The organism is Paenibacillus sp. MMO-58 (assembly GCF_037146255.1).
In the GTDB taxonomy this organism is placed as follows: domain Bacteria; phylum Bacillota; class Bacilli; order Paenibacillales; family Paenibacillaceae; genus Pristimantibacillus.
In genome coordinates this window covers 789,571-813,713 of sequence record NZ_JBBCVY010000001.1, presented here as the reverse complement: position 1 = coordinate 813,713, position 24,143 = coordinate 789,571, and the positions used below count along the sequence as shown (strand labels likewise).

At 49.4% G+C, this 24,143-nt stretch carries 25 protein-coding genes and 1 other RNA gene; 9 read left to right on the top strand and 17 right to left on the bottom strand.

The genetic code is table 11. The annotated features are described in order from the left end of the window. Window positions 1-57: 57 nt before the first annotated feature. From yidD to WFJ73_RS03625, 5 genes are all read right to left on the bottom strand, one after another. The gene (gene yidD, locus WFJ73_RS03645; protein WP_336771750.1) at window positions 58-333 is read right to left on the bottom strand and encodes a membrane protein insertion efficiency factor YidD; all 276 of its coding nucleotides are present in this window, start codon (window positions 331-333) and stop codon (window positions 58-60) included. Beyond that, window positions 333-770, bottom strand: a complete 438-nt coding sequence (locus tag WFJ73_RS03640) for a Fur family transcriptional regulator (protein ID WP_336771749.1) — start codon at window positions 768-770, stop codon at window positions 333-335. Before WFJ73_RS03640 ends, yidD begins: the two co-directional genes overlap by 1 nt. Before the next feature lie 94 nt (window positions 771-864). Beyond that, on the bottom strand, window positions 865-1,089 hold the full coding sequence (locus tag WFJ73_RS03635) for a hypothetical protein (RefSeq protein ID WP_336771748.1): 225 nt from the start codon (window positions 1,087-1,089) through the stop codon (window positions 865-867). A 35-nt stretch (window positions 1,090-1,124) separates the two neighbouring features. After that, window positions 1,125-1,325 carry a hypothetical protein gene (locus WFJ73_RS03630; protein ID WP_127496358.1) on the bottom strand — a complete coding sequence of 67 codons (201 nt, stop codon included), beginning with the start codon at window positions 1,323-1,325 and terminating at the stop codon, window positions 1,125-1,127. A 173-nt stretch (window positions 1,326-1,498) separates the two neighbouring features. Further along, window positions 1,499-1,948, bottom strand: coding sequence for an Hsp20/alpha crystallin family protein (locus WFJ73_RS03625; protein ID WP_336771747.1), 450 nt, complete (start codon window positions 1,946-1,948; stop codon window positions 1,499-1,501). Between the two features lie 164 nt (window positions 1,949-2,112). Between WFJ73_RS03625 and WFJ73_RS03620 the strand changes: the two genes are divergently transcribed. The 6 genes from WFJ73_RS03620 to WFJ73_RS03595 all read left to right on the top strand — a co-directional run bounded on the left by WFJ73_RS03620 (window position 2,113) and on the right by WFJ73_RS03595 (window position 4,151). Then, the gene (locus WFJ73_RS03620; protein ID WP_336771746.1) at window positions 2,113-2,343 is read left to right on the top strand and encodes a spore germination protein; all 231 of its coding nucleotides are present in this window, start codon (window positions 2,113-2,115) and stop codon (window positions 2,341-2,343) included. 3 nt (window positions 2,344-2,346) lie between these two features. Next, window positions 2,347-2,550 (top strand): spore germination protein GerPB, encoded by a 204-nt coding sequence (locus tag WFJ73_RS03615; RefSeq protein WP_336771745.1) that lies wholly within the window; start codon window positions 2,347-2,349, stop codon window positions 2,548-2,550. Between the two features lie 18 nt (window positions 2,551-2,568). Further along, entirely contained in the window at window positions 2,569-3,243 is a 675-nt protein-coding gene (locus WFJ73_RS03610) for a spore germination protein GerPC (RefSeq protein WP_336771744.1), read from the top strand. Between the two features lie 15 nt (window positions 3,244-3,258). Next, window positions 3,259-3,480 carry a hypothetical protein gene (locus WFJ73_RS03605; protein WP_336771743.1) on the top strand — a complete coding sequence of 74 codons (222 nt, stop codon included), beginning with the start codon at window positions 3,259-3,261 and terminating at the stop codon, window positions 3,478-3,480. A 14-nt stretch (window positions 3,481-3,494) separates the two neighbouring features. Then, the gene (locus WFJ73_RS03600) at window positions 3,495-3,905 is read left to right on the top strand and encodes a spore germination protein GerPE (protein WP_336771742.1); all 411 of its coding nucleotides are present in this window, start codon (window positions 3,495-3,497) and stop codon (window positions 3,903-3,905) included. A gap of 114 nt (window positions 3,906-4,019) precedes the next feature. Then, a complete protein-coding gene (locus tag WFJ73_RS03595; RefSeq protein ID WP_336771741.1) occupies window positions 4,020-4,151 on the top strand; it encodes a sporulation protein YjcZ in 132 nt (43 codons plus the stop codon). A 63-nt stretch (window positions 4,152-4,214) separates the two neighbouring features. Here WFJ73_RS03595 and WFJ73_RS03590 read toward each other — a convergent pair whose 3' ends face one another. From WFJ73_RS03590 to glgB, 5 genes are read right to left on the bottom strand one after another with little or no spacing between them, the layout of a single operon-like run. After that, entirely contained in the window at window positions 4,215-6,185 is a 1,971-nt protein-coding gene (locus WFJ73_RS03590; RefSeq protein ID WP_336771740.1) for a glycoside hydrolase family 15 protein, read from the bottom strand. Then, window positions 6,167-7,630, bottom strand: a complete 1,464-nt coding sequence (gene glgA / locus WFJ73_RS03585; RefSeq protein ID WP_336771739.1) for a glycogen synthase GlgA — start codon at window positions 7,628-7,630, stop codon at window positions 6,167-6,169. The genes WFJ73_RS03590 and glgA overlap by 19 nt, the downstream gene beginning before the upstream one ends. A 40-nt stretch (window positions 7,631-7,670) precedes the next feature. Beyond that, window positions 7,671-8,783 (bottom strand): glucose-1-phosphate adenylyltransferase subunit GlgD, encoded by a 1,113-nt coding sequence (gene glgD / locus WFJ73_RS03580; protein ID WP_336771738.1) that lies wholly within the window; start codon window positions 8,781-8,783, stop codon window positions 7,671-7,673. Then, on the bottom strand, window positions 8,780-9,949 hold the full coding sequence (locus tag WFJ73_RS03575) for a glucose-1-phosphate adenylyltransferase (protein WP_336771737.1): 1,170 nt from the start codon (window positions 9,947-9,949) through the stop codon (window positions 8,780-8,782). Before WFJ73_RS03575 ends, glgD begins: the two co-directional genes overlap by 4 nt. Beyond that, a complete protein-coding gene (gene glgB, locus WFJ73_RS03570) occupies window positions 9,928-11,871 on the bottom strand; it encodes a 1,4-alpha-glucan branching protein GlgB (RefSeq protein ID WP_336771736.1) in 1,944 nt (647 codons plus the stop codon). The genes WFJ73_RS03575 and glgB overlap by 22 nt, the downstream gene beginning before the upstream one ends. 662 nt (window positions 11,872-12,533) lie before the next feature. On the opposite strand from glgB, the gene WFJ73_RS03565 reads away from it, so the two are divergent. Then, on the top strand, window positions 12,534-13,112 hold the full coding sequence (locus WFJ73_RS03565) for a helix-turn-helix domain-containing protein (RefSeq protein ID WP_336771735.1): 579 nt from the start codon (window positions 12,534-12,536) through the stop codon (window positions 13,110-13,112). A gap of 8 nt (window positions 13,113-13,120) precedes the next feature. On the opposite strand, the gene helD is transcribed toward WFJ73_RS03565, so the two are convergent. After that, window positions 13,121-15,445, bottom strand: a complete 2,325-nt coding sequence (helD, locus tag WFJ73_RS03560; protein ID WP_336771734.1) for an RNA polymerase recycling motor HelD — start codon at window positions 15,443-15,445, stop codon at window positions 13,121-13,123. Window positions 15,446-15,683: 238 nt separating this feature from the next. Between helD and WFJ73_RS03555 the strand changes: the two genes are divergently transcribed. Then, window positions 15,684-16,376 carry a queuosine precursor transporter gene (locus WFJ73_RS03555; protein ID WP_336771733.1) on the top strand — a complete coding sequence of 231 codons (693 nt, stop codon included), beginning with the start codon at window positions 15,684-15,686 and terminating at the stop codon, window positions 16,374-16,376. 53 nt (window positions 16,377-16,429) lie between these two features. Here the strand turns inward: WFJ73_RS03555 and WFJ73_RS03550 are convergent, their stop codons facing one another. From WFJ73_RS03550 to WFJ73_RS03530, 5 genes are all read right to left on the bottom strand, one after another. Then, the gene (locus WFJ73_RS03550) at window positions 16,430-18,697 is read right to left on the bottom strand and encodes a poly(ethylene terephthalate) hydrolase family protein (RefSeq protein WP_336771732.1); all 2,268 of its coding nucleotides are present in this window, start codon (window positions 18,695-18,697) and stop codon (window positions 16,430-16,432) included. Next, complete coding sequence (locus WFJ73_RS03545; protein ID WP_336771731.1) at window positions 18,682-19,476, bottom strand: ABC transporter ATP-binding protein; 795 nt, start codon at window positions 19,474-19,476, stop codon at window positions 18,682-18,684. Before WFJ73_RS03545 ends, WFJ73_RS03550 begins: the two co-directional genes overlap by 16 nt. A gap of 152 nt (window positions 19,477-19,628) precedes the next feature. Further along, on the bottom strand, window positions 19,629-20,075 hold the full coding sequence (locus WFJ73_RS03540; protein ID WP_336771730.1) for a DUF4190 domain-containing protein: 447 nt from the start codon (window positions 20,073-20,075) through the stop codon (window positions 19,629-19,631). A 6-nt stretch (window positions 20,076-20,081) separates the two neighbouring features. Further along, complete coding sequence (locus WFJ73_RS03535; RefSeq protein WP_127496377.1) at window positions 20,082-20,288, bottom strand: DUF1540 domain-containing protein; 207 nt, start codon at window positions 20,286-20,288, stop codon at window positions 20,082-20,084. 54 nt (window positions 20,289-20,342) lie between these two features. Further along, window positions 20,343-20,843, bottom strand: a complete 501-nt coding sequence (locus tag WFJ73_RS03530) for a YpuI family protein (protein WP_336771729.1) — start codon at window positions 20,841-20,843, stop codon at window positions 20,343-20,345. A 188-nt stretch (window positions 20,844-21,031) separates the two neighbouring features. Here WFJ73_RS03530 and WFJ73_RS03525 point away from each other — a divergent pair, with 188 nt between their 5' ends. Further along, window positions 21,032-22,897 (top strand): S8 family peptidase, encoded by a 1,866-nt coding sequence (locus WFJ73_RS03525; protein WP_336771728.1) that lies wholly within the window; start codon window positions 21,032-21,034, stop codon window positions 22,895-22,897. An 838-nt stretch (window positions 22,898-23,735) separates the two neighbouring features. On the opposite strand, the gene rnpB is transcribed toward WFJ73_RS03525, so the two are convergent. Beyond that, window positions 23,736-24,140: RNase P RNA component class A (gene rnpB / locus WFJ73_RS03520), an RNA gene on the bottom strand. Between the last annotated feature and the right edge of the window lie 3 nt (window positions 24,141-24,143).

Below are 24,143 nucleotides of genomic sequence, written 5' to 3'. Positions count from 1 at the left end.
ATCGAATATAGGAAATATGCTTATATGACAAAATATAACCAATTAAACGCTCCATTGTCAAGGAGCAGCCGTTCCGCCTGTATTACCCTCCTGCTCTCCCGGGACAGGAGGAACCGGATCGTATCCCCCCGGATGGAAGGGATGGCATCTTGCGATTCGCTTCGCGGCAAGCCATGAGCCCTTAGCTGCTCCGTGCTTCTCAAGCGCCTCTAGAGCGTACGCCGAACAAGTCGGATAATAACGGCAGGTCGGAGGCGTAAGCGGCGATATCACTTTGCGGTAAAAAAGGACCGGTGCCTTCAGAACTCTTACGGCTGTTCGGCTGCGTGCCATCAGTTTGCCCCGGCAGCCGACTCTTCTTGAATGCAGTCTTTGCAGTAGCCGAACACTTCGAATTTATGCTTTACTACCCGGAAATCATCCGGCACGACTGTCTGCTCCATCGGACAGAACGTAATCGGGTATGTGTGCCCGCATTGCAGGCAGATCATATGATGGTGGTGGTCATTTTCCCTGCAATGAAGCTTGAATTTAACGCCATCCTCGAAAATAACCTGCTCGATAACCCCAAGCTCCTCCATCACGCGCAAATTGCGGTATACGGTATCAAAGCTCAGGCCCGAGTAGGACTTGCCCATATATTCGTAAACTTCCTTAGGTGCCAGGTATCCCGGACTCTCCGCAAACAATTTGGCCAGTGATTTGCGCTGATCCGTAATGCGAAGCCCTTGTCCGGTCATTCTTTGTATAATTTCATCTATCGTATGCAATGAAAGGACCTCCGAAAATAAAGTGTCTTTCTATTCATAATGCCGAAAAAAAAGACTCTCGTCAATGAGAGCCTCTCTTAGGGCGCAGCCTTTATCATCCGTTCAGCCGCATGTTTATTAGAAAACTTGCACACATAGCCAGAAATAACACCATACTTATGATCGACACCCATTTGCGTCTTGTCTTCGCCGCCGCAAGGCGTTCGCCGCCTGCGGGATCAAGTGCCGCTTCCGTAACGGACCGGTGCATGAACAACAACGTAATGACAGATGCAACAAAAAACATATTAATAACAAACCAGATCGCTGTCCACATCATAACGGGCATCCTCCCTATTTATTTGCAGAAACCCGCTATAAATACCATTTGTTCAAAATAATCATTAAGGCGATAAAGCTGACGACCGCTCCCGCAAAGCAAACCCATCCGTAACGGAAGCGCTGCTGGAACATACGAAGAATGCCAAGACTTAATAATCCGAAAATGAGCAATAAAAAGACAACCCCGATAATAAATAACGAAGTAGAGATGTCACTGACATCGACTAAAGTCACTGCATACACTCCCCTATGTAATAATGCAAGTACACAATTAGCATTATAAGGGATTGTCCCTCCGTTCGCCAACCACAATCCGTAAGAAAAGGTGACAAAATGAAACGGCTTTCACCACCCATTGGCCCAAAACGTTTTTTACGCAAAGAAAACGACGGCCGCAAGGCCCTGGATTAGCGACCTTTCAACCATCGTATATCCGTTTCATAATAAGTACCGGCCCGAGGTCTTTTGCGCAGCTTTACCTGCAAAACGTAGTTTTTCACAACCGCCTGACAAATGGTCGGCTTAACAAGCTTAGGCAGTTTGATGATTTCCTTCTTCTGATTGGGAAGTCCTTCAATCCTTAAGCGGTCATCCCGGACATACAAGCGAAGATCTGCCCGGCTTACTTCGCGCGGGAGGTGGAACTTCACAAGCAAGTCTTGATGAGTCTCAAAGAAAGAAATTCCCTCGCTGGCTTCCGCTTGATCCAAGATGGAATTTGCGGCCGCAGGCAGTGATTTGGTCATCATCTTCCGGACGAATTTCTCCACCCAATCCGGTTCCTTCATGACATCGAAGCCTTTTGGCAGCCGTTGGCCGTCGAGCCATCTCTCGAGTTCATCCCATTTCTTCTCCACGTTCCCGTTCACCTCCAGCCGTTCCCCATTAGCATATGCGAAGCTGGGCGGAGAGGCTACTTTCTTCCTTCGATAGGCACTTATCCACACGGGCGTCGGAACCTCTGGGCATATGCCGCATACGATAATATACGAGACGCTTTAAGGGAAAAGGGTGAGTATGAATGCCTTCTATCGTTGGATTTGTGAAATTAGTCAGCGTCGGCTCCAGTGCCGTCGTTCAGTTCGGAGACGCGGTCCAAGTATCGCCCTCCAGCCAAACGAAAACCTATGCCGGCTCCGGCTCGTTCCTGACAGGAAGCCTGGCAAACTCTAACAATGCCGTCAGCGCGACAAACACGCTTGATCCGGACGTTCAAGACAGCTCTCAGAACAATCTGGAAACCGTGGTGTAACGTATGAACTGGACCATTTATCAGACAATCACCATACAGCAGCTTAAGGTAAACAGTGTGACGAACAGCTCTGTCCTTCAGGTCGGAAGCGCAGGATCGATCCGTTCTTTATCCCAACTGTACAATTCGGGAGGGTTTACGGGCCCCGCTCCGCAGCTAGGAGAGGAAAGCCCAATTTCTCTTGTTCCGCTTCCTAATCCCACATAGAGAGAGGAGGCTGTCATCATGCAGCAGCAGCCGCCCGGCAATGGGCTGTCTCCATGGCAAGCCTGGTCGCTTGAGCTCCAGACAAAGCTGAGAGCGCAGCAGAGCCAGATTTATTCACTGGAGAAGCAACTCGCTGTTCTTAGCGAGCAGCTGAAGCAACTGGAGAACAAGCCGATCTATAATATCGAGAAGCTGGAATATCATTTTGACCAATTAAAAGTAGAGAAGCTTGAAGGCACTTTAAATATCGGAATGACACCGCCCGGGATAGCGCCCGGGGAAGGCGATATCGATCAGCTCGCCGTGCAGCAAAAGCCAACCGTCTTTCCTTCGGCTGCCTACGGGTTAACCCCGCCGGCAGAGCCCTATGCAGACGTCCGAGCGGAAGTGGACCGGTTTTTGAGCCAGCACGGAACGCAAAGGCTTATCGCACTTGAGACCGAATACGGAGTAGACCTTGATCCTTATCATCGGCATATGGTTCTGGAGGATATCCGCAGGCAGCTTCCTTCCCGTATTCATTTCTATATGCAGCTTAAGCCTGGCGAGGCTGAAGCAGGAGCTGCCGGACAGGGACAGGATCCGCCAACCGAGCAGGAGAAGAAAGAAATGATTTTATCCAAGACGATCAGAGACGCAGACGCTGCCATGCAGAAATATGTCCAGTCGCTTAAAAGCGGCAATGGCAGCTGACAGGAGGAGTTAGCGATGGTGAATTTCACCGTACACAATTGCGGGTTGACCGTTGGCAATATTGAAATACTCGGTGTAACGTCGGCATCGATGTTCCAGATCGGCGACTCCGATTTTGTCACCTTGTATTCGATGTTTGATACCCCTCCCGAATCCGTCATTGTTGGCCCATTAGCCCCGCTCCCCACTCCGGAAGGCGAAGAGGAAGCGGTTGGCGAATCCCCGATGGCCGGTTAGGAGGTACCGTCTGAATGGAGGAGGCTTATCCGATACGGGTATCCCACATTGGGCTGGTATCCGTTATCGATGTCTCGATTGGGTCGATTATCCAATTCGGGGATCGTGCGGAAGGCACGCCAAAGCTGTACGCTCTTGCCGTACAGCGCGCCATTGACCATACCAAAGCGGGAAGCGTTTATTTCGAGTCCTATCCGATCTTCAGCCGTCCGCTACCGAAGCTTATCGACCCGGTTGCAGACGCCGGAGAGGATGTTCGAATCAAGCGGGTGAACCACTGCCCGCGCATTAATGTAGGCTGCATCAGCGTGGTTGGCGTCGGCTCCACCTCTAGCCTGCTGGCGGGCAATTCGATGCGGACTACCGCAGAATCAAGGATCAAAGATATCCGGCAATATGAAAAAACGATGATCCATCTCACCTAGGCGAATTCATCAAAACCATCTGCACAGGTACAAATGTCCAATTCCTCCACCCACTCCGCTCATATATTGGTCTTGTAATTGACAATCAAGACAACGACTCGGGAGGAATGAACAATGGGTTACCCTGTAGCAGGAGCTAATACGGGCTATGGACCGGTTCAAGGAGTCTGGAACAATAGCGCAGCCTTTATTCTTGTTTTATTCGTATTGCTGGTTATCATTATCCGTACCTGCAGCTTCTTCTAAGGAGCTCTACGGATCTAAACAAAGCCGCTTAGCTGACAGCTAAGCGGCTTTAATTTCATGTATTTACGTCTTTGCGCCTTGGAGTTCTTTATACTTCGCAGCGTATTTGCTTACGCTTTGGACAAAGGTTGCATGCGACCAGGTGAGCGGTGCCACGGACAGCGGCGAGCCGTCGTACGGATTAAGCTGCTCCGGAAGCAGCCCGCTCGACAAGGCATGATCGACGACCCATTCCAACGTCCTAAGCGGACCTTCCAGGTCTGCCAGCGTAAGTGCGGATTCAATCTCGTAATTAGCAACCCACAGCGTGCATATGATCCACGGATTGCCCGGAACCTGATCGATTTCTCCGGATTGCTGGAAATAATAATCATTGGTATATCTGGCGATACCGCCAATATGAGTCCTTACGCGTAGACCTTCTTTAATGGCATTCATCGTCTTCTGCACGCGTTCATCGTGAACGGACAAGACGCCAAACTCCCATAATCCGAATATACTGCTCTCCAGCGTCATATCTTTTACCCACCGGTTATCCCGTTGTACAAGCCCGCGGGCGAAACGGCCGGATTCTTCATCCCAGAGATGGGTTAATATTCCGGTCTTGACCGTATGGGCCATATTGCGGTAGTGGTCGCTCCGCTCATAATCACCGAACAGCTCGGTGAAGAAAGCGCCTGCCATTAGACCGGCATAGACGGAAGCAGCGGTATACGTCCAGATCCCGTACCGTTCCTCCCATAGATCATAGCTTGGCTTCGGAAGCGACAGCTCCGGCTCGATATATTCGCTTAGGAAGGAAGCAGCCTTCCGGATCAAGTTGCTGTAGAGCGATTGAGGCAGCTCGATAACCTGATTCCGAGAGTAGTCCTGCCACAACGCAAACAGGACAAGCGCTGTCTCGTCTTCCTGTATCGGAATTCTCTGGCTCCCCTTCACAATATAAGGATGCCAGCTGGAGCCTACCGTGCCGTCCGGATTGTACTTATGATACAGATAACCTTCCGGCGACAACGCGTTCGCGCAGAAATAGAAAAACGGCGAAATGACGCTCTGATAGCCAGCCAGTGACATCGCCTCGGCGATTAGCGCGCCGTCACGCGGCCACATATAGCTGTAATGATCCCGGTTGTACTGCAAAATATCCGTATCATTCGCAGCCAAAATAGCACCGCGCTCATCGACCTGCGTCCGGACAAGCAGCAGACTATGCTTAAACATCCGGGTGACTTCTTTGGGCAAATCCCCTAGATCGGACTCCGCACGCTGCAGCCAATGCTTCCAGTAAATGACAATCCGGCTGAGCAGCTTCTCGGGATGATTATCCTTCACGTATTTATGAAGGGTTTTAACTTCCTCGAGATTTTTGCCAACGGACATCCAATAATACAGCGTCTTCTCGCCATTGCCCGGTACCGTTGTGCGAAGGCCAATCGTACTGTCAACCGAGCCTTGGGCAATCGTATTGCCCATCAGCACGCCGTCTTCCGCGTCGCGCCAGGTTCCTTCGGCGGAGTGAAACCTTTTAATACCGGTAGAATACTGCATGATGCCGCCTTCGTCCGTACATCCGCTGAACATGAAGTAATTCGAGCGTTTGTAGTGGAACATTGTATTATTTTCCGGATAATAAGCAGCCGTATCTCCTACCTCAGATCCTTCAATCATTAAATCCTGATGGAAGAAAAGCCGGGCTTCCCGGCTTTCGTTCCTCCTATTGCGCACAACAACCCGTTTAATATAGATGCATTCGCGCTGATGAATGCCATCGTTCATTTGCAGCTCTACGCCTAATCCCTCATGCCTAGCAATGATGTTCGTCACAAGGGAATCCTCGATATAGTTGAGCTCGAATGTCCATTCCTTCTCATCCAGCCAAGAAAATGCGCCTCCGATCCAGATCCCGAACCGGCAATAGTGACCGCCCACATGGTTTAGCTGTCCGACATACGGAAAATAAATATCCCGAATAAAACAATGTTGATCCAAATTGAGCAGCAATTTACCATTGCCGATTACAAGGTGACGGGCCATCTTTCAGTCCCCTTTCGAGAAGCAAGAAGTTGATCGTACAAGGCTATATAAGCTTTTGCCGAGCGGCTCCAGCTATAATCTTCCTTGCCGGCATTGTCTACGATGCGGCGCCATACGGCATCATCGCGGTAGAAGTGCAGCGCCCGCCTCACCGTATACATGAAATCGTCCGCATTATAGTGCGTGAAGCTGAAGCCGTTGCCTTCCCCGGTCTCTTCATTATAGGAGAAGACCGTATCCTTTAGACCGCCAGTTTCCCGGACAACGGGAATGGAACGGTAACGAAGAGCGAGCAGCTGGCTTAAGCCGCAAGGCTCAAAACGGGAAGGCATAAGGAAAATATCCGAGCCTGCATAGATCCTTCTTGCCAGACGGTCATTATAACCAAGCCATACGGCGGCTTTATTCGGATAACGGGCGACCAGATGATTCATGGCATTCTCGTAATGCCAATCTCCCGCCCCCAGAACAACAAGCTGTACATCCTCCTGCATAAGCTCGTCAAGCTTCCAGATAATGAGGTCCATCCCTTTCGACTCCACCAGACGGCTGATAATACCGATCAGCGGGGTTTCCTCCGATTCGGGAAGACCAAGCTCCGCCTGCAAGCTCAGCTTGTTCTTGCGCTTGCGGGAGATAGAGGAACGGTAAGGCGTATGTAGGGCATCATCGTTCATCGGGTCGTATAATTCGGTATCAATCCCATTAATTATGCCTGTAAGATCACCGGAACGGCTGCTTAGCAGTCCGTCAAGCTTCTCGCCGTGCTCCCAGCTCTGGATTTCCCGGGCATAGGTTTCACTGACCGTTGTCAGCTTGTCCGCATAGACAAGCCCCCCTTTCAGGCAGCTTGCGGCACCGTGGAACTCCAGCTTGTCGGCGGTGAACATCTCGTCTCCCGCTCCCAGAAGCTCCTTCAATAGATCAATGCCGAACAACCCTTGATACATCAGGTTATGGATCGTGAATACCGACTTCACGCCGTCCCAGGCAGGATCATTCGAATAACGAGTGCGGAGCAGAAACGGGATAAGTCCGGCCTGCCAATCATGGCAATGAACAATATCCGGAGTGTAATCCAGGTACCGCACAGCCTCCATAACCGCAACGGAATAGAAGACGAAACGCTCGGCATCGTCGTTATAGCCGTACAGCCCTCTGCGCCCGAAATAGAACTCATTATCGATCAGATAAAAGATCACACCGTCGATTTCCGCCCGGAACAACCCGCAATATTGACTTCTCCAACCAAAATTTACATAAAATTCTGCAATTCGCTCAAAATTCTGAATATAATAATCTGGGATCTCTTCATACTTGGGCATAATAATACGAACATCGGCTCCACGTTGCTTAAGCGCCTTCGGCAAAGCTCCTGCAACGTCAGCCAGTCCGCCCGATTTGGCGAGCGGAGTTGCTTCGGAAGCGGCCATTAATATATTCACGCCTGATCACCTCATACCCTATCCATAATTTAATTGCTATTTATATAATCTTACGCTTGCCTGCCAAAAATGGATTTTCGGAAGAACCGCGGATATCGCGGTCATACTGTACGCGTACATCCTTATCAAGAATACAGTGCTGGACTAGACTGTTCTCGCCGATGTCGCCGTTTTGCATAATAATGCTGTTGCGGACAACGGCACCTTTACGGACATGAACACCGCGGAACAGAATGCTGTTCTCGACCGTTCCTTCAATACGGCAGCCGTTAGCGATAAGGGAATCGGTCACTTTGGAGGTTCCCAAATAGCGGGCTGGCGGTTCATCCTTGCCTTTCGTGAAGACCATGCCCGGCTGGAAGAACAACTCGCGCCATATTTCGGGGTGAAGCAGGCTCATGTTGCTCTGGTAAAAGCTCGACAGAGTATTCACGACAGCCAGATAACCCTCGTGCAGATAACCGTAGACGCGAAGCTTATCGATTCTTGAGAAAATCGCGTGGCGGACCAGATGGTCCTGACCTTGGGCAAGGGATGTCTCGACAAGCTCCATCAGGAGATCCTTGCGCATCACGTACATTTCCATGGAAGAAATATCGCTGTTCATTCTTCCGTAATGATCCTGCATGGCCGTGATACGGCCATCCGGATCCATCTTCATCTTGCGGGCCTTGCCGCCCATCAGATCGGCATCCCGCTTGCATACGACCGTAATATCCGCTTGGCGTTCCTTATGCGCTTCGATAATCGGTTCGAAATCGATATTGCAAACCATATGACTGCGGGCGATCACGACATATTCCAGCGTAGAGCGGTTGAAGTAATCGCGGTGCTGGTAGAAATGATATAAGTCCCCGCGGCTGACTTCCTGAATATCGTCCGTTGCCGGAGGAAGCAGGAACAAGCCGCTCTGGCGGTTATTTAAGTCCCAATGGTCGCCGGAACCGACGTGATCCATGAGGGAACGGTATTTCGTATGTGCGAATACGGCTACTTTATTGATTCCGGAGTTCACCATGCTTGACAGAATGAAATCGATAAGCCGGTATCTTGCGCCAAACGGCACGGTAGCAAGGCAGCGGTTTTGCGTCAGCCGCTCCATATCATCGTTCTCGTGAATCAGATTGATAACGCCCATAACTTGATGTTTCATGACGGCTCCACCTCCAGCAGCATCGGTTCATTGGATACAAACTCGCCTACAGCAACAACGGTAATTGCATCATCGTCGGGACTGCCGATGCATACGCCGTCTTCAATTACAGCACCTTCACCAATTATCGCCCGATAGATGCGGGCTCCTTTGCCAATTTTCACATTCGGCATAATGACCGATTCGCTAACGATACTGTTTTTACCCGTCGTAACGCCAAAGAACAAAACTGACCGCTCGACATCGCCTTCCACAATGCAGCCTTCCGTCACCATAGAGGAGGATACGCTCGCCCCGCAGGCCACGTATTGGGCCGGACGGTTAGGGCTGACGGAGAAAATTCTCCAATCTTTATCGGCCAGATCAAGCGAAGGCTTATCGTCGAGCAAATCCATATTGGCTTCCCATAAGCTTTCGATCGTGCCGACATCCTTCCAATAACCGCGGAAAGCATACGTGCTCAAATGCAATCCGTCTCTCAGCATGCACGGGATTACATCCTTGCCGAAGTCATGGCTGGAATTGCGGCTGGCTTCATCGTAAATCAAATACTTTTTCAGTACCGACCAGGTGAAAATATATACGCCCATCGATGCGATATTGCTGGTTGGATTTTTAGGCTTTTCTTCAAATGCCGTAATCCGGTCTTCGTCATCCACGTGCATGACGCCAAAGCGGCTTGCTTCCTTCCACGGCACTTCAATGCCGGCAATCGTAATATCCGCCCCGCTTTTCTTGTGATGCTGCAGCATCAGATCGTAATCCATTTTATAAATATGGTCACCCGAGATGACCAGAACATAGGTTGGGTCATAACCTTCAATAAACGCCATATTTTGATAGATTGCATTTGCCGTGCCTTTATACCATACCCCGCCTTTTTGTTTGACGAATGGAGGCAGAATGGCCATGCCGCCATCCCTGCGGTCCAGCCCCCATGGGCTTCCGATGCCCAAATACCGATTCAATTCGAGCGGCTGGTATTGCGTAAGAACGCCAACCGTGTCGATGCCAGAATGCGTGCAATTACTTAAAGTAAAGTCAATAATGCGGTACTTTCCCCCAAAATAGACAGCCGGCTTCGCCAAATCCTTGGTGAGAACCCCCAATCGCTTGCCTTCTCCTCCCGCAAGCAGCATTGCAATCATTTCCTTTTTTCGACCCATGACACCAACCCCTTCTTAATGTGGTCTCCGCCCGCAAAGCTGAATAATTGGAAGGATAGAGGGGGGAGATTGATGGAAATGCTTTGGTTATAGCCGTGCCAGCTCACTTTCTCGCTGTCATGCTTCTGTAAACACTGTGAATCGGAACCTCCGAACTGTACCTCATTGCTGTTTAGGATCATGCGATAACAGCCCGGCTGCGGCACGCCTAATCGATAATGGGTATAACCGTTTCTGGAGAAGTTGGCAACCGTAACAGTGAAGCCCTGCTTGCCATAACGAATGAAAGATATGATCGATTGTTCAGCATTATTCACATCAATCCATTGAAATGCATTAGCGTCTTGATCTCTTTCCCATAGAGACGGCTCATGGGTATAAACATGGTTCAAAGTTTTGACATAGTCGTGCATCTTGCCGTGAAGATCGAAATCGAGCAGCATCCAATCAAGCGGTTCGCGGTCCTTCCATTCGTCGAACTGTCCCCATTCGCTGCCCATAAACAGCAGCTTCTTGCCCGGATGAGCGATCCAATAGCCGTATAACAAACGTAATTGAGCGAATTTCTCCTCGTAGGAGCCCGGCATTTTGTTCAACAAAGAACGTTTGCCGTGTACAACCTCGTCATGCGAGAACGGTAAAACATAATTTTCCGAGAAAGCGTACAAAAGTGAGAAAGTAAGTAAGTGGTGGTGGTGTGTGCGGTCGGCAGGATCCATCGACATGTATTTGAGCACGTCGTTCATCCAGCCCATATTCCATTTAAAGTTAAATCCCAGCCCGCCTAAGTATGTAGGTGAGGTGACTGCAGGCCAAGCGGAAGAATCTTCTGCGATCATTAGTGCGTCTGGGTAGTAGTGAAATACGGTTTCGTTAAGCCGTTTCATGAAGCGGAGAGCGTCTAGATTGTCAGTGCCGCCATACTCGTTCCAGGTGAAGAGCTCGGGCGGTTTATCCATGTGGAGATTGATCATGCTGGCGACGGCGTCAATCCGAAGACCGTCGAAGTGGAACATTTCCATCCAGTAGATGGCATTGGAGATCAGGAAGCTGATCACTTCGTTTCGCTTGAAATCGAAGGCCAGTGTTCCCCATAAAGGCTTTTCGGCAAGCCGCTCGTCATTTCCTTCAAAGATCGGAGTACCGTCAAAGCCGCGCAATCCATGTTCATCCTTACAGAAATGTCCGGGAACCCAGTCCAGAATAACGCCAATGCCGTACGCGTGGCAGCGATCGATAAATTTCATCAGCTGCTTAGGCTTGCCGTAACGGCTGGACGGCGCATAGTAACCGGTAATCTGATAACCCCAAGACTGGTCGAATGGATGTTCATTGATCGGCATCAGCTCGATGTGAGTATATCCCATCTTGGCTACGTAAGGAACAAGCTGCTCGGCAAGTTCTTCGTAGGTGAGAAAGTTCTCCTCCCCTTTCAACTGCCAGGAGCCGGCATGCACTTCGTAAAGCATTAGTGGATTGGAGTAAGCGGGCTGCTTTTGCCTGGAATCCATCCATTTCTTATCCCGCCATGGGAATCCGTATAGATCAGACACTACGGAGGCGGTTTGAGGACGCCTTTCGGCGAGGAAAGCGTAAGGATCTGCCTTGAGCAGCCGCTGACCTGTTGAGGTCAAAATCTCGTACTTGTAAACAGCCCCTTCGCCAAGTCCCGGTACAAAGAGAACCCAGACCCCTGTCGAAGAAACGCGCTCCATTAACGAACCGGAACCATCCCAGTTGTTATGCTGGCCAACAAGCCGAACCTCCCTGGCGTGCGGAGCCCACACTGCAAACCTGACGCCATCTTTACCGTCCCAGTCCATGACATGAGCACCCATGAACCGGTAACTGTGGTGAGAGCAGCCTTTGTTGAACAGATACAAATCGCTCAGCAGAAGGCCGTATGGTGCCGTTTGAATCATTTCCGACAATCGCCTCCATTTGGTTACAATGGTACCGTAGCGTTAAAGGATTCATTCTCTGGTAAATAGGGAGTTACCTCCATTATACATATTTTCATGAAAATAAACACCCCATTTTCAGAAAATGGATGTGATGTTACCTTACATCAATTTGATCATTTTTCTTCAAAACTCGATTGATGTAATAATGTTTAACACACAGTCCTTTCGATACGGCTTGACTTAAACAATTGATCCAACTGCAAGTGACCAGTTTCTTTGTCCTGCGAGGCATAACGGTATTAGGATCGCCATGTCTCATCAGGCGTTGATGGTGCATGGAGCACAGGTCTCTTGCCTTGACCGGTTTGGAGCAATTATCGATCCCGCATGTTTTCATGTTGTCTGTTTCCCCCTAAGTTTCAAACCTGCGTTTTCTTATATTACCCGAGAACATAGATTCTACAAAACTCGCTGTTAGCTGAACACTCTATCATTTTGTCATAGAAATGACGGCTTCCGCATGATTGAACCATTTCATGCCAGCAAGTTTAATTTATTAAACCAAACTGCATTTATGCTTGACGATTTTGTTAAATACAGTAAAGCTATTGTATAGTACAAGCGTAAAGCTTATACTCGATTTTGTGCATTGGCGCGCTTGGAATTAAGGAGGACCAATTTTGACAGCATTCTATCACATTTTCCAAATACTTGATCAACCTATGATACTTGTCCGAGTATCAAAGGTTGCAACAACGATCCATGAAACAAATGAAGCCTTCTGCAGGCTTTCCGGATATAAACAGGAGCAGCTGAAGGGAATGTCGATCGAGCTGCTTATAGCCAATTATTTGCCATGTGACAGCAGCCTGCATTTTACGCAGGAGACGACCCTCAATTCCGCCAAACAAGATGAGATTGCCGTGCATGTGGAATTCCGGGCTTTGACGATCTCCGATCAGGACGAAGCCAGATATGCGCTGATCATCTTCGGAAATAAGAGCGAAAATGCGCAAGAGGAGCCGTTAACAGCGATTAAGCAAGTCTATGACTCTTCCAAACGGCTTAAGATGTGGATGGCCAAGAGGGATATAAGCGCCAACCAGATGGCTGCGGCGACGAATATTTCCTTGCAGACCATCTCCAAGCTTCGAAATGGACATATACAAAAGCCCAACCGGTTAACGGCTGAGCTAATTGCAGGAGAACTGCAGGTTGCTGTCAGCGATATCTGGCCGGAAGTACGTAACGGTCGGTAATCGCTGACTTATTTTTTGGACATGGCTTGCGTCAGGAATGGCGTCGGTTCCGAGAGATAGTACAGATGCAGCTCATGCATCGCGCGAGTGCATGCGGTATAGAACAGCTTGCGCTCGCTCTCCCTGCCATAAACGTTGCTTGAAGCGTTGTACAGAATTACGGCATCAAACTCTACGCCTTTAGCCAAATATGACGGAATGACGACGGTGCCGTTCTCGAAGGTTACCGTCTCTTTCTCAATCAGCCGCATTCCGGGACAGTTCTGCTTCAATGCCTCAAAAGCTGTCCGGCTTTCCTCCGCAGTCTTGCAAATGACCGCAATGGAATTTGCGCCTTCCTCTTGCAGGTGTCGGATTCGCTCCATGATCATCCCATGCAGCACCGATTCATCCGGAGCAGCCGTTACCGTCGGCTCGTCTCCGTTACGATTAAACGGCACGATTCGACTTCCACCCTCGATCATCCGGCTCGTAAATTCGACAATCTGTTTTGTCGAACGATAACTGCGAGTCAGTACTATTGTCTCGGTCTCTTCCTTGCTGTACAGCTCTCCCAACGGATCGAATCCATTCCCCAAAGCGGCATGCGCGAATATCGATTGGTTCAGGTCGCCGAGCGCCGTCATCTTCGCCATTGGAAAAACTCTCTTCAAATAATAGAACTGGAATGGCGAATAATCCTGCGCTTCATCGATAAACAGATGCCTTACCGATGTATTGGTCTGGAAGCCTTCAATTAAATCCTTCATATATAAGTAAGGTGTTGCGTCTTCATAAGTAAGTATACCACGCTTAAGCTGTTCCACGGTGAGCCTGCGGAATGCCTCCCATTCAGCCCGACTTTCTTCGACAAGCCAAGGAGCCTGCTCGCTTTCATATAATCGCAAGTATAAGGTCTGCGTGTCGACAAATCTTAGTTTCTTCACGCGGCTCCGCAAACGTTTGAACCTTTCCTGAACGATCATGGTAGCCAGCACATCTTTTTCGCGGTCAAAATCATCAAAGGAGTCCGAAGTATAACGTTCCTTGCGGTTTAATTCATTAAACGCGTGGATATAGGCTTCTTTATCCAGCAGCTCCATCTCGTCTTCTACCCACTGTTTCTTCCGTTCTTCCTTGCTTAGCCGCGTAAGCTCCTTAAGCAGCCAATCGGCTGTCATCTTGAACCGGTTCGGAATCGTGAAGCTTTTGTCCAAGCTGTAAAAATGCTCTTCGATAACTTCTGCCGCAATCAGCTTGCGTCCCCGGAACTTGATTGCTTTAAACAATAATCCCGATTCTCCCAGTGAATCTACATAACGCTCGATCACTTTCATGAAGGATGCGCCCGATTTATGTCGAATGGAGGCGATGCGCGTCTCATAATCCGGATCCTCCATGCTTCCAAGCGTATACTCCATCTGAGCAAACGGGTCTTCCAGCGCAAACGATTGCCCAATACGATGCTCGAGATATTGCTGGTAAGTTGTTTGCTGCATATTCTGTTCGCCAAGCTCCGGAAGAACCGTCGCGATATAGCTATTAAACATCGGGTTCGGCGAGAACAGGACAATTTGATCGGCTTGCAGCGATCCTCTGTAACGGTATAGCAGATAGGCAACACGCTGCAGCGCCGCAGAAGTTTTACCGCTTCCGGCTGCACCTTGAACAATCAGAAGCCTTGCCCGTTCATTGCGGATAATCTGGTTTTGTTCCCGCTGAATCGTAGCTACAATGCTCTTCATCTGGGCGTCCGAATGCTTGCCAAGCACCTCTTGCAGCAGCTCGTCGCCGATAGTGACACCGGTATCGAACATACCGTCGATTTGCCCGCGGCGAATGACATATTGGCGCTTCAGCGTCATCTGGCCTTCTATCGATCCTGTAGGAGTAATATATTGGGCCGGACCCGGCGAATAATCATAGTAGAGACTCGAGACTGGCGCACGCCAGTCGTAAATTAAATAATTTGATCCGCTTTCATCCAGCATGGAGCCAACTCCAAGATAGATCTGCTCTTCCTCGGAGCTGCCATTTTCTATAAAATCAACACGCCCGAAGTATGGGGTCTGCTCCAGCTTCCGCAATAGCTTTACCTGCTGCGATGCATGCCTGTGGCTGTGCTCCCGCTCCGCAAGCACCTCAGCCTGCTGCTTCAGGCTCGCGGCGGACTCCGCCGCTTCCGACGCATCCTCGAAATTCAGCGTGACATCGTCCCAGAAATTTTTCCGGATGTCCACGATATCTTCCCGCATACCGCTTGAGTTTTGCAGTAGCTTGCCCAGCTGCTCGCGAATCAGCCGCATCACACGGTCCACTCGCTTCTGCTCCTCGATTCGCTGTTCGTCCTGCATGATTTATCCTCTCCTTCAAGCGTAATTACGCGAAATACTGTTAAAAGTTCGTTTACCATTGTAACAAAATCTGCCTGTCAAGGTGAAACGGTTTCTCCGTGTTTTGGCAGGAGTATTGATACACCGATAACAAGCGATTATAATGTCAAAGGCAGAAAATCTATCATACACCTTGCGATGCCCTGCTGCAAGTTCCATGCATCGCTCTACTTCATATTGAAACTTACAGGGAGGCAATATGTTTAATTTGTGGTTTGGCGCGCTATTTATGCTCGTCCATTTTACCTTATTTCTGATCTCTTACCGGTTATTTGGCCGTGTGGGTATTTACGCCTGGATTGGCATGGCAACCGTACTGGCGAATGTACAGGTTGTCAAAACCGTCGAAATGCCCTTTGATATCGTGATTACGCTTGGCAATACGATGTATGGCACCATTTATCTCGCATCCGATCTGCTTAACGAGAAGTACGGAGAGCGTGCTGCCAAAAAAGCGGTGTGGTTCGGCTTCTTTACGCTGATTGCATCAACGATCATTATGCAGATGGCGCTTGTCTTCAACCCGGACAGCTCCGAGCTTGCCCATGACACCAATGATGCCCTGCACATGATATTCGGGCTGATGCCGCAAATTGCGTTAGGAAGCTTATGCGCGTATTTCGTCAGCCAGTTTCTTGACGTGAGGATCTATTCCATTCTTAAGAGGGTATTCCCTGCCCCAGGACAACTGTGGATCCGTAATAACGGCAGTACCGTTATCAGCCAACTTGTGGATACCCTTATATTCTGCACCATCGCATTCGCCGGCACATTGGAAGGAAGCGTATGGGTTTCGGTCTTCCTCTCGACCTACGTCATTAAATTTATCGTATCCCTTTGTTCTACTCCGTTCTTGTATGCAGCAAGACGGTTTACGTTTAAGGAAGAATAAATGTAAGGTTTTAAAAAAGAGCTCCCGGTGAGGGGGCTCTTCTTTTGGTGAATTCAATTGGATAATCCAATATCATCAAGCATGATTTTGCCCGGACCGCCAATAAAACGGAAAGTAATCTGACTGATGGATAAGTCCTTGTTGTCAACCGCCTCGGCAAAGTCATCGAGCGGTACCCGGAACGTCTGGAATACCGACTCCGTGTCATGCTTGTACTTCCCGCTTTTAATTGTCTTCTCAAGCCAAGGAATAATGGTGTACGTCGTAACGAACGGCTGTTGAACCGGCATATACGCATTCAGCGGTAGAATAATGGTATCACCGGCCGTTGACATTAACTCAATTTGAATCTGCGGAGCGGATTCCTGGTGGTCGGGATCAAGTTGCGACGCCAGATTGGCGAGAGAGAAAGTGAACATTCGATTCGCGTTGGCCGCGCTTGCAAGCGAGAATGGCTCAGCTAAAGATAAGGTATAAGAGCTGTCCTCCTGCCATTCGACCTGCGCACCCACCGTTCCTTTGTTATTGTGATCCCGATCCTTAACGTCCAGCTCATCCCAGGATTTCAGATTCTCTTCTTCCAGCTTCCCGCCTTCCGGAAGCGTTGTTTTGTTCCGGTCCTCGTCGTACCTTGCAATCATATCAAAGCTCGAATCCTCATATCTGGATACGTAAGCCGTGGAATCAGGCAGCCAATCGAGGCCGGCACGGTAATCCTGCAGCAGCGGGATATATTCCTCCTGATGGTGCAGCGTTGTTTCAAGGAATGCAGAGACATAGACTTGAGCAGCCCGTTGCTGCTCTAAAGGCTCCATCATTCCCCGTTGACTCAGGAAAAGACCGCCTGGCGGACGTTCGTCCATTGTTCCCCACTCGGTATTAAACCGGCTGTGATTCGCCTCGGACAAATAAACGGAAGCTTTCATGTAACCGGAACCCGGGGAAAAGCTAGTCCGAATATATTGCCGGTCTCCGTAAAAGTCATTTACATCTCCGTCTCGCGCCCCTTGCAGGACAAGATAATTCACATTGGCAAGGTTAGCTGACTTGTTATCGATTGCTTTATCCGTTGGAGCGAGAGCAATTACCGTTTGAATACGCACCTGTTTCTCATCGAAACTGTCGAGCGTCCGGTCGCCGGCAAACCAGGTATTCCGGTCGGCTGCCATTGCTACAGCTTGACCGCCGCGTGAATGCCCGATGAGTGCAATATCGGAGAAATCCACCTTATTATAGAAAGCACTATCCGGCATCTCGCTAAACGTTTGAATCTGCTGAATATGCTTAAGCAGCATCCAAGCTCTGACTTTAAAATCATTATCCGGAATACCCGACCAAGTCGAATAATTCAAGAAATTCTCGTCTACCGAAATGGCGATGTATCCACGGCTAGCAAGAAGCTTGCCCAAATAGTCATAACCGGCATCCGAGAACTCTTCCATCAGATGATTGCCATGGACCATCAGGACGAGAGGAAACGGGCCATCCCCGTCGGGCATCCATACCCGGCCATTCAGCGGCAGCTTCTCTTCGTCGAAGCCCCAGAACCTTTCCTTCATCCAATACCAGTTTTTGATGTAATCGGATGCATCCACTGTTGCGGAGATCAGCTCAGCGCCTTTTCCATACTCCTTGCGCTGCTTGTCCGTTCCGCTGCCATACGTGAAAAAACGATAGCTGTAGCTCCCAGGCTCGCTAGGGTCTTTGGCATCGATAGCAGCTACTTGGGAAGCTCCTATCTCCTCTGCTCCTGCGAATACGGCTGCCGCATGCCCGCCGCCATAAGGCTCTTTAATCCATATAAATACAGCGGATACCGCCATGGCGGCAATCACAATGCCGGATATCAACCGTATGCGGCTTAGGCTAAACCAGCCGATCAATATGCCGGCAACAGCACCTATTAATGTATAGATAACAGCGCATAGAACCGAATTGAAAATTTCAAAATCCGAATAATACAAAATATAATAGCACTCGAAGCCGACATAAATCAGAAAACCGGAGAATAAACGCGGTACCGGCACATACAGCAACGATAAGATAATCGCAATAAGCTGTGAAGCGATCAGCAAAGCCACTGCATTCGCAAGCACAAACGCCCCAACGTCGATAGCCGTCCCAAAACCGGTCGGCATGCCTAATGCGATGGTTATGATTGCTGCGGATCCGAATAACAGGAGTCCCGCCGCTCCGGAACGCCAGAGCGGACCATCGTATTCGAGCCGGTTGCCCATTCGGGCACGAAGCCAACGAAGAAATCTCTTTCCTCGCGGCTCCGGTTCCGGCTGCAAATGCGATTGAACTAATTCGAGTTCCATAGCGACTCCGATTGTTTGACGAACAGCCAGTTCCGGCCGTCACGGCGTTCAATCTCAACCGGCACATCAAAGAAACGGCTCATTCGTTCAGAGGTTAAAACATCGTTGGTAGCTCCCGCAGCAAAAACTTCACCTTGCTTAATCAACAGCGTATGACTGAAACAAGGCAATATTTCCTCCACATGATGCGTGACGTATATAATAGTAGGGCCGTCTTTCGCCACTTTATGAATCATGGACAACAGCTGCTCTCGCGCGAAAACGTCAAGTCCCGTACATGGCTCGTCCAGGATAAGCAGCTTTGGCTTTGCCATTAATGCTCTTGCGATCAAAACGCGCTGCCGCTCGCCTTGCGACATCGTATCATAAGTACGTTCAGCCAAATAAGCACAGCCCAGACTCGTTAGCTGAGCCAACGCCTGATCTCGATCGGCTTCATTTGTATGATCGTAAAGACCAATCGTAGCGAACTTTCCGCTTAGCACAATGTTAATGGCATTCTCGCTGCCGTACAGCTTTTGCTGAAGCGAGGTACTTACCCAGCCGATGCTTTTCCGCAGCTCGCGTAAATCGTATTCCCCGAATTTTTTGCCAAGTACCGAAAGCTGTCCGCTGGTTGGCCAAATATAGCCGTTAATCATGTTGAGAAGTGTTGTTTTCCCGGATCCGTTCAAGCCCAGCAAGCACCAATGCTCGTTTGGCTGAACCTTCCAATTAATATTGTGAAGGACCTGCTTGCCCCCACGTTCCCAGCTAGCCTGCTGAATATCAATAATCATCGGTTGTTCCCTCCCATACATCTATAAATTATAGGTAAAATCGGGCAGAGCGGCAATCCAAAGTTATTGACAAGTCTATTAATACTTTTCCGTTATGTACGATTTGGAAAACAAAAAAAGCCTCGGCAGCAGTTGCTGCCAAGGCCAATTCTTCATGTGACCGCATAATAAAACGGAACAATAACTAATGAAAGCAATACGGCGATAAGACCAATTGCCATCGCCCAGCCGCCAAGCGCCCTTGTTCCCTGACGGAAAGCAATAAAGCCCAGTACGGCTGAAGTGATGCCCAGCACCACCGGCCACAAGAACCAGGATGCTGCCGCAAATACAAGCGCTACCCAGCCAAGGGCTGTTCCCCCGGACTCCACAGCATCTGCCGCTTCTTCGATTTTCTGTTCTCTCGGTACATAGGAGACTGGACTGCTTACAGCGAAATCCGCTGCCATCTCTTCGTGGACGTTACCCACGTTATTCTCATTAGCCCACTCTTCCACTTTACCGCCGTTCAGATCAGGCATTGCATTGGGTGCAGACACTTCGTATTGCGGATAATCGTTCTTGTGACGATCCGTGATTTTTACGCCTCGTTGATCCATTCCCCGTCACTCCTTCGGTTTAAAAGTGTGGCAGCAGGTAGCGGATGATTCTGTAGCTTGATCCTGATGATAAAGCCCAAGATCATCAGCTGCGAATTCTTCGTTGAAGTCTGCATGCTGATCAATATCGATGGAAATGGCATCAGCATTGCAATTGTTGCCCTCTTTCCAGAAGGCGCAATTGGACACGCTGCAGGTTACACCTTTCGGCATAAAAAAATCACCTCCGATATCAAGTTTCCCTGATCGAAAGTGATTCATTCCGTCCTATTTTTGCCCCTGCATACGGCGCTGGGTCATGTAGTCATTCTCATAATACGCCAGCTCGTCGCGGAGCTCTTCGTAAATTTTCGAAACGCTGAGAACGATGTTACGCGCTTCGCGGACAGGCTTGAAGCGGAAACGGATGGCGTCTTGTCCGGTGTAGGCATAACGGCCGTCTTCCGAATAACATTCATTCTTCGGATAGAAGAAGGCATTCACGCACTGATGATAAACATCGTACAAGGCGCGTTCAGCAAAATCGTTATCGAAATTTGGCCGTCTGAGCAGTACTCCAAGTTTCTCAACCGAGACTTCAGAGAAGACCAACAGATGTCTCAAATCAGACAAGAGGCCTTTGTAGAACGTTTGTGCTTCGTCTCCAGTCTCTTCGCCGACTAATTGGTTCAGCGAATACTGGTTAAGAAACGTTTCCAATTGATTAATTGCATCTTTTAACTTTGTACGCGATGTTTCACTGAGCGACTTCGCATTGGTCGATGGCATAGGTAGTTCCCCTTTCTTCTACTACAACAAAAAAAACTAAGGCATCAACAACATGATACCACAAATTACATTCGTTTGGTACTGGCGGTTCAGACATTGTTCGGCGCATATTTTGGGCCATGCGATGCGCAACCTATCCATTAGCGTTGCAACTAAGCTGGCAAAGCGATGAAGGGACGAAAGAAACAATGAATGCGAGAAAATGGGTTGGTCTTTGTGCCATTATAGCACTGGTAGCCATTGTTGTACCCGGTACGCGATATATTTTTAATGACCGGAAAGCTCCTGAATCCGAAGTAAGAAATTTTTCAGCGCATCAGGAAAAAACACTTAAAGTCAAAACCTTGAACAAGGATATGGACGCTACCGCTCTGCTCTGCACAACGGAATGCAGCAAGGAATTCCGCAAGCTGATGAACAGCGACATCAAAACGGGTGCAATGAAGGCGCAGTCGGACAAAGTAGCCCATATGATGAACATGCATAAGCATATGGTCTACATCAGCTGGATTAATGGAAATCGAAGCGTAGAACGCGGCGCGCTCCCGGACAAAGCAGCATCGCAATATGTTGAAGAAGCCAAGGCTAAGATAAAAGCCAGCCAGCCTTATCACTCCAAGCCGTTTATGAGTGAAACCGGCAGCCGGTACATGGTGCTTGGGGTGCCAAGCGGCAAAAATAACGGCATTGGTGTCGTAGGCGTCATCAATCAGGATATCGTTATGCAGGTCGAGCGCCATCAGAAACGGAATTTACGGCTTGTACCTTATCCAGCCGAGGGCAACTACCGAATTGAATCTGTAGAACCTAACACGAACCGCGAAACGACAGTACGGGATGGCGAAGACAACGGCAATGCCAGCCATTATCACGTCAAGGATGTGGTTGTTCATTTCCAAGATAAGCTGACAAACAAGCAATTAGAACAAATCAAGCAAAAAATCAATGCCGAGAAAATTCAGCGCATTGGCGACACCTATGTATTCCGTTCCAAGAACATGGATGCCGATAAAATGGTTCATTATTTCCAAAAGTCATGGAAAACCGAATACGTGGAGCCTCACTATCTGTATCTGACGAACGAAACGGCGGGTAACACTGCCGACATTATTACTCCTAACGATGCCCTGTATTCCCAATACCAATGGAATCTGCCTTCCATTGAAACCGAAAAAGGTTGGGGCTTATCAAAAGGGAATGACAAAGTAATCGTTGCGACTATGGACACTGGTGTCCAAGCCGATCACCCTGATTTGAAGGGAAGGCTGTTAGAGGGAACCAACATCGTGGATCCGAATGCCGCTCCAAATGACGATGTTGGTCACGGTACCCATGTGGCCGGCATTATCGGAGCTACCGTGAACAATGGGGAAGGCGTTGCGGGCATCTCCTGGTATAACAAAATTATGCCGGTCAAAGTGCTCGACAGCACCGGTGCGGGCTCGACCTACTCGGTTGCGCAAGGGATTATCTGGGCGACCGACCATGGCGCCAAAGTCATCAACATGAGTCTTGGCAACTATGCGCAAGCCGAGTTCCTGCACGATGCGATTAAGTATGCTTATGATCATGACGTCGTGTTGGTTGCAGCCAGCGGCAATGACAATACCGATCGCCCTGGTTACCCAGCCGCGTATCCGGAAGTTTTTGCGGTTGCCGCAACGGACGCGTCGAAAAACAAAGCTTCGTTCTCGAACTACGGCGATTACATTGACGTTGCCGCACCTGGCGACAGCATCGCCAGCACCTATCCAGGCAGCCAATATGCGGCCTTGTCTGGCACCTCAATGGCGAGCCCGCATGTCGCGGCATTAGCTGGTTTGATTCGCTCGATCAACCCTGACCTCAACAATGAAGAGGTTATGGACATAATGCGTAAATCCGCCATTGACCTCGGCGACAAGGGTAAAGACAACTATTACGGCTACGGTTTGATCGATGTCGACAAAGCTCTGATGGCAGCTTCGAACTACACCACTGCCCTGCAGAACTTCCCCAGTCAAACCGAACGTCGCCTTGAAGCGATTAGACGGCGGTATAACTCGGAAAGCTAAGTACGGTTGATCGCTCGGGACATTGAACACCGCTGACGCTCGGGACGGACAGTATGGAGTTCAACTCTGCTGATCGCTCGGGACGGACAGTATGTTCTTCCAGCCGCTGTTTTCGCCCATTTCTTGATTTGAATTTTTAAAGGTTGAAATGGGCTCAAAAAGGCGGACGTAAACTCCTCCAGAACATACTTGTCCTTACCCTCGACTCCCGCCGTTCAATTATTAAAAACAAGGAAAGCATCCTCAGGCATTTCGCTGAGGATGCTTTTCTTTTGAGGTGACCCGCAAAATTGCTCACCTTGCACGAAATACAGTGTATTAAGCCTTTTTTAGCATGTAATCGGACTTATATTGTATGAAATGCAGTATATTTCGCCAAATATGCTTTTCTAACGCTTTCCCAGTGAGATATCCTGTATTTTCTGCAATGTATCTCCCTCTCTTGCTACAAACCCCAAAATATCCTGCATTTCGTGCAACTCAGCTGAGCCCGCCAATATTGCTTGCTGCACCGAGCAGCAAAGCCTTGCGAGGCAACCCTCGGTTTGAGCTAAACAAAAAAGATCCCTTGGCATAAGCCGAGGGATCTTTTTTGTTGTCGTACAGGAAAGTGGTTGGTATTGAGGAGGGATAGGGGTATCTCTTGAGAAGCGAAGCATCCGCCTTTGTCTGTCCTTTGCCACCTCGGTCAAACTTGTTAAAGGAAAAGGACAGACAACAGCGGTCTAAAGAGATACTCCAGCCCCGACGACCCAACAGCCCAACCACCTGAACTTTCCGCAACAAGCAACAAAAAAGCCTCCCGGCGAATGCCAGGAGGCGTAATTTGTTGTCCGTTGCGGAAAGTTTGCCGTAAGCCGGGTTCTGTACTTCAGGTGGTATTAACGGGAACGACCCTCCCACGAAGAAGCGACAATCATCTATCTAGGCCATTCATTGCTGAACAGCTCAAGCAACCAACCCGAACGAGCCTCGGGCTAAGGCTGCAGCTCTAGGCTGCTACGTTCTCTCGGTCTTGCTCCAAGTGGGGTTTACCAGGAATATAGTCACCCATACTCCTCGTGGTCTCTTACACCACGGTTCCACCCTTGCCTGTGCCGGCGTAAACCAGCCATCGGCGGTCCATTTCTGTGGCACTATCCTTCAGCTCGCGCTGACTGGACGTTATCCAGCACCCTGCCCTGTGGAGCCCGGACTTTCCTCTCGCGGCAACAAGGCCGCCAGCGATTGTCTGTCAAACTTTCCG